This window comes from Streptomyces albidochromogenes (assembly GCF_005981925.1).
Classification (GTDB): domain Bacteria; phylum Actinomycetota; class Actinomycetes; order Streptomycetales; family Streptomycetaceae; genus Streptomyces; species Streptomyces albidochromogenes.
In genome coordinates this window covers 1-5,751 of record NZ_VBVX01000370.1, presented here as the reverse complement: position 1 = coordinate 5,751, position 5,751 = coordinate 1, and the positions used below count along the sequence as shown (strand labels likewise).

Genomic DNA, 5,751 nt, shown 5'->3' with positions numbered 1-5,751 from the left:
GCGCGAAGGGGCCCCGTACGTCCGCGGACGTACGGGGCCCCTTCGCGCCACCGCTAGGAGACCTGCTGTCCCGCCCCCTCGGGGGCCTGCCGCCCCGTGGGCGACGCCGCCTGGGGCCGCTCGTACGGGAACGGGCCCCGGTACCCGGTTCCCGGCCCTCGCGCCGGCCTGCGTTCGAAGTCCGGGCACGCCCAGGTCTCCTGGACGAAACCTGACCGCAGGTCCCACAGGTCGAACAGGTCCTGCTTGCTGTCGACCGTGCGGTAGGCGTCCTTGATCCTGCGGAAGCAGGCCAGGTTCCCGAACATCCCCGTGCCGACCGGGTGGTAGTCCGAGAAGGCGCAGGAGATGCAGGCCCGCAGGTACGCCCCGGCCGGCAGTTGGCGCTGGATCACCGTCAGGGCGTGCTCGAAGTCGCTCTCCGCGCGCTCCGAGGCGTACGCCGCCCCGTCGAAGTGCAGCGTCAGGGACAGGTGTTCGCGGTCGACCGCGCCGTTCGGGAGCGGCTTGCCCAGCGCGAGGAGGCAGCTGAGGGTGGCCCGGTGGACCCGCCCGTCGGCGTACACCGGTACGGGGATGTCCCATTCGAGTACGCAGTCGCACAGTGAGCCGTCCGCCAGCGTGAACCCGGCGCCCTCGGACGGCGGTCCGGCCACCGGGTCGAGCGCGTCGAAGCTGTCGCCCTCGAAGTCGACTCCCCTGATGCGGGTGCGCAGCCGCTGCCCGTCCGTCGTGAAGTGGACGGCGACGGAACTCTCACGGTCGCGGTACCAGCCGGCCCATGGCTCTCCTGTCATGACCCGGACTTTAGCCCGTTCGGGCGAGGGCTCCCGAACGCCCCTGCTGTCAGCTCTTCTTGCTGTACGTCAGCACGATCGTGCCGTTGTCGAACGTCCGGGTCGAGTCGAGCTCGAAGGCGAACGTGCCGAACTCCGCGGAGAACATCGGCACGCCGGCGCCGATCACCATCGGGTAGAGCTTGACGACCAGTTCGTCGATCTCCTCCAGCAACTGGGCGGCGAGGTGGGCTCCGCCCGCGAGGTAGATCCCGAGACCGTCCTCCCGCTTGAGTTCCCGCACCTTGGCGACGACGTCACCGGAGACGACCTCCACGTCGGGGTCGATCGCGGGGTCGACGCTGGCGGACACGACGTACTGCCGCAGGTGCTTGAACGGACTGGTGATCCCTGCCGCCAGCGCCGCGTCGTACGAGCCGCGTCCCTGGATGATCGTGTCGAAGTGCTTGTTGCCGAGGTCGTCGACGCCGAGGTGCTGCCGCACATGCGTCGGCAGGCACTCGGGATACTCGGCGATGAAGAAGTCCTTCACCAGGGACTCGCTCACCGGATAGAAGTCGTAGGTGCCGTCGGGCGCCGCGATGAAGCCGTCGATGGACATGCCGACGTAGTACGAGAGCTTGCGCAAACTGATCCTCAGGTCGGAGAACAAGGTGGCGTGGCCGCCCCCGGGGCACCGACGTGAGACCGGGCCCCGCAACCACTACGTGCATAGTGGTCCATGTGTAGTGGTTACGCAAGGGGCTTTCGCGGGAAATCGCGCGGCCCGCGCCGGGCGTCAGCTCGCCGGTTCGCGCCACATCGGCCACATGTGGGGGCCGTCGGGCAGGTCGACCGTACGGCCGGTGAAGGCGAAGCCGAGCCGCTCGTACAACGTGCTGCTGCGCTCGCTGCTCGCCTCCAGGTAGGCCGGTACGCCGTCACGGTCGCAGCGGTCGAGCACCGGCTGGATCAGCGCCGTGCCGAGCCCCTCCCCCTGACGCTCCGGCGAGACGGCGATGAGCAGCAGGTACGCGTGCGCCCGGTCGTGCGGATGCACCTCGCCCGTCAGCCGGCCGATGAGCTCGGCGCGCTCGTTGTCCGGGTCGGCGGTCTGCCGCATGAGCGCCGGGGTGTCGTCCTCCCCCTGCGGCGGCCCGGCCGGCACGTGGAGCCACAGGGCGGTGGCCGAACCGTCCTGCGTCATGTCGACCCACCCGTCCCGCAGCGCCACGTCGAGGAAGACGCCGAGGAACGTGCCGTGCACGCGGGCGCGGTGGGTCCGGTCGGGGAAGACCCAGCTGCTCACCGGGTCGTCCATGAAGGCCGTGTCCAGCAGCCGTACGAGCGCCTCGCGGTCGCTCTCCCCCGCCTGTCGTATCTCCACACCCACGGTCCGGCCTCTTCTCTCGGGATCAGGTTCTGTCTCCAACTGACACACGTGATCCTAGAGTTGACACAGAGAGACGGCGGGCGCCCGGGGGGGGTCCCCGGACGCCCGCCGTCGGACCGTCGCCAGCCGCCCGGCGGCGGTCAGCGAGTCCTGCGGGTGACGAACTCGGCGAGCGAGAGCAGGTCGCCCGCCGCCCCCAGGTCGGGCACCGCACGGGACAGGTGCTGCACGGCCCGGCCCATCCGGTCCGCCGCGTGCACCTGCGCCCAGTCGCGGCCGCCCGCCCGGTCGACGGCGTCGGCGGCCCGGCGCACGGCGGCCTCGTCGAGCGGCCCCGCGTACAGCGCGGCGAGCTCCGCGGCGGCCTCGTTGTCCGCGCTCAGTGCCGCCACCACCGGGAGCGACTTCTTGTGGGCCACCAGATCGGCGCCCGCCGGCTTCCCCGTGTGGGACGGGTCCCCCCAGATCCCGATCAGGTCGTCGATGAGCTGGAACGCCAGGCCGGCCTCCCTCCCGAATGCGTCCATGGCCGCGACCCCCTCCTCGTCCGCGCCCGCGTAGAGCGCGCCGAGCGCGCACGCGCAGCCGAGCAGGGCTCCGGTCTTGGCCTCGGCCATGGTGAGGCACTCGTCGAGCGACACGTCCCGGGGCCCGCGCCGCTCGAAGGCGCAGTCGGACTGCTGGCCCGCGCACAGCTCGATGACGCACGCGGAGAGCCGTGCCGACGCCCTGGCGGCCGCCGGGTGCGGGTCCTCGGCGAGCAGCCCCAGGGCGAGGGCGCACATCGCGTCCCCGGCGACGATCGCGTCCGGCACGCCGAAGACGGTCCAGGCGGTGGGCCGGTTCCTGCGGGTCGGATCCTCGTCGATGACGTCGTCGTGGAGCAGGGTGAAGTTGTGCGCGAGTTCCACGGCGGCGGCCGCCCGTGCGGCCGGGCCCGGATCGCCGCCGAGCGCCTCGGCGGCGGCGAGGACGAGGGCGGGCCTGATCGCCTTGCCCGCCTGCCCGGTGGCCGGCGTGCCGTCGGCGTGCTCCCAGCCGAAGTGGTACCTGGCGATCCGCCGTATCGACCCGGGCAGACTCTCCACCGCCGCGCGCAGCTGCGGGTCGACGCTGTCGCGGGCCCGTTCGAGCAGGGCCGCCGCCTCGTGCCCGTCGGTCGCGGGTGCTTCGGCTCTCGTCATGGTCACGGGTCACTTCCTCCAGCAGTACTCGTACGGTGCCCTCCGTCCGGGGGGCACGGACCGCCTGGGCGAGGGCCGGGTCAGCGCCACCTGCCGATCTCGACGTTCTCCAGGACACCGAGCGCGTCCGGCACCAGCACCGCCGCCGAGTAGTACGCCGTGACCAGGTAGCGGATGATCGCCTGCTCGTCGATGCCCATGAAGCGCACCGAGAGGCTCGGCTCGATCTCGTCCGGGATGCCGCTCTGCTGGAGTCCGACGACGCCCTGCTCCGCCTCGCCCGTACGCATGCAGATGATCGAGGTCGTGCGGGCGTCGCTCACCGGGATCTTGTTGCACGGGAAGATGGGGACGCCGCGCCAGGTGGGCACCCGGCTGCCGCCGATCTCGATGCTCTCCGGGTTCAGGCCGCGCTTGTTGCACTCACGGCCGAACGCGGCGATGGCCCGGGGGTGGGCGAGGAAGAGCTTGGAGCCGCGCCGCCGCGACAGCAGCTCGTCCATGTCGTCCGGGCTGGGCACGCCGTCGTGCGGCTGGAGGCGCTGCCCGTAGTCGCAGTTGTGGAGCAGCCCGAACTCCCGGTGGTTGATGAGCTCGTCCTCCTGGCGCTCGCGCAGCGCCTCGACGGTGAGCCGCAACTGCTGCTCGGTCTGGTTCATCGGCTGGTTGTAGAGGTCCGCGACCCGGCTGTGGACCTTCAGCACGGTCTGCGCGACGCTCAGTTCGTACTCGCGCGGCGCCGCGTCGTAGTCCACGTACGTGTGCGGGACGACGGGCTCGCCGACATGGCCGGCGGACAGGTCGATGGGCGCCTCGCCGTATTTGTTGGTGCGCTGGCGGGGCAGCGACCGTACCCGCGTGAGGTGGTCGCGCAACGTTTCTGCGCGATCGGCGAGCGTCATGACGGACTGGCGCGACAGCGTCAGCACCGTGCACGCGGTCGCGGCGCGGACCGTGCACGACCAGGTGCCTTCCTCCTCGACCAGGGCGTGGTCTCCGAAGTACGCCCCGTCCGCGAGGACTCCGAGCACCGCCTCGGCGTCGTACGCCCCGTCCGCGACCTTCTCCACCCGGCCGTGGGCCAGCAGGTAGACGGTGTCGGCCGCCTCCCCGGCGTGCGCGATCACTTCTCCCGCCGCGTACTCCCGCTGCTCGCACCGCTGCGCCAGCTCGGTCAGCACCGCGTCGTCGCCGTAGGTGCGCAGCGCGGGCAGCTCCTTCAGCTCCCCCGGAATGACCTCGACGCGCTCTCCCGTCTGCACGAAAGTCACTCGCCCGTCGCCCACCGCGTAACTGAGCCGGCGGTTCACCCGGTACGTACCGCCCTGAACCTGGACCCATGGCAGCATCCGCAGCAGCCACCGCGAGGTGATCTCCTGCATCTGCGGTGCGGACTTGGTGGTGGTGGCCAAGTTCCGCGCTGCGGCTGTGCCGAGACTCTGCTGCGGCTTCGCCTGCTGTTCGCGGATCTCGGACCCTGCCTCGACCGACATCTGACTCCCTCTCGATCATGTACTGACCTGCGCCGAAAAGCCTTTCAGTACGGGCAGTGGCGGCGCCATTACACAAAAGAGTGTGACTAGATCACCGGAGCGTGGGGCAGGTCGCACGCCGCGGGGGCGGGCGGCCGGCGGCGAAGTTGTCCGAATCGACTCGTACGGCGTCCGAACGCGTAGTCGTGGCAGCGCGGTTCGGGTACAAGCAGCGGTACGAGATGGTGCGCGACTCACCTAAGGAGGCGGTCATGGCCTCACCCATGTCCGCGAGCAGATTCCTCGACGTACTGAGAGACGAAGGCATCAGCGTCGTCCAGGTCGGCGACTGGCGTACGCACAACCGCAACCACGTGGGCCCTTGGGGGCCCGTGCACGGCGTGATGATCCACCACACGGTCACCTCCGGCACCGCGAAGACCGTCCGCATCTGCCGGGACGGCTACGCGGGACTCCCCGGCCCGCTCTGCCACGGCGTGATCGCCAAGAGCGGCTCCCTCCACCTCGTCGGGTACGGCCGCGCCAACCACGCGGGCCTGGGCGACGACGACGTACTGCGCGCGGTCATCGCCGAGACGGCCCTGCCGCCCGACAACGAGAGCAACACCGACGGGAACCGGCACTTCTACGGCTTCGAGTGCGAGAACCTCGGCGACGGCCAGGACCCGTGGCCCGAGGCGCAGCTCGACACCATCGAGCGGGCGGCGGCCGCGGTCTGCCGGCACCACGGCTGGAACTCCCGTTCGGTGATCGGTCACCTCGAATGGCAGCCGGGGAAGATAGACCCCCGCGGCTTCTCGATGAACACGATGCGGGCCCGGATCCAGGACCGCCTCGCTTGACGCCCCCGGGGGCCGCGTGACGACTGTGGCGCCCGTACCGCCCGTGAAGTCCACGTTCCCCAC

At 71.0% G+C, this 5,751-nt stretch carries 6 protein-coding genes; 1 reads left to right on the top strand and 5 read right to left on the bottom strand.

Annotated features, from left to right (window positions below; all coding sequences use genetic code 11):
• Positions 1–53: 53 nt before the first annotated feature.
• The 5 genes from E2E34_RS30270 to E2E34_RS30250 all read right to left on the bottom strand — a co-directional run bounded on the left by E2E34_RS30270 (position 54) and on the right by E2E34_RS30250 (position 4,846).
• The gene (locus tag E2E34_RS30270; RefSeq protein WP_244316269.1) at positions 54–797 is read right to left on the bottom strand and encodes a DUF6304 family protein; all 744 of its coding nucleotides are present in this window, start codon (positions 795–797) and stop codon (positions 54–56) included.
• A 49-nt stretch (positions 798–846) separates the two neighbouring features.
• Positions 847–1,425, bottom strand: coding sequence for a dihydrofolate reductase family protein (locus E2E34_RS30265; RefSeq protein ID WP_138905058.1), 579 nt, complete (start codon positions 1,423–1,425; stop codon positions 847–849).
• Positions 1,426–1,575: 150 nt separating this feature from the next.
• A complete protein-coding gene (locus E2E34_RS30260; protein WP_138905057.1) occupies positions 1,576–2,169 on the bottom strand; it encodes a GNAT family N-acetyltransferase in 594 nt (197 codons plus the stop codon).
• Between the two features lie 140 nt (positions 2,170–2,309).
• Complete coding sequence (locus tag E2E34_RS30255) at positions 2,310–3,353, bottom strand: family 2 encapsulin nanocompartment cargo protein polyprenyl transferase (protein ID WP_208765383.1); 1,044 nt, start codon at positions 3,351–3,353, stop codon at positions 2,310–2,312.
• Between the two features lie 80 nt (positions 3,354–3,433).
• Positions 3,434–4,846, bottom strand: coding sequence for a family 2B encapsulin nanocompartment shell protein (locus E2E34_RS30250; RefSeq protein WP_138905055.1), 1,413 nt, complete (start codon positions 4,844–4,846; stop codon positions 3,434–3,436).
• A 251-nt stretch (positions 4,847–5,097) separates the two neighbouring features.
• Here E2E34_RS30250 and E2E34_RS30245 point away from each other — a divergent pair, with 251 nt between their 5' ends.
• Positions 5,098–5,688 carry an N-acetylmuramoyl-L-alanine amidase gene (locus tag E2E34_RS30245; RefSeq protein WP_208765382.1) on the top strand — a complete coding sequence of 197 codons (591 nt, stop codon included), beginning with the start codon at positions 5,098–5,100 and terminating at the stop codon, positions 5,686–5,688.
• Positions 5,689–5,751 lie beyond the last annotated feature (63 nt).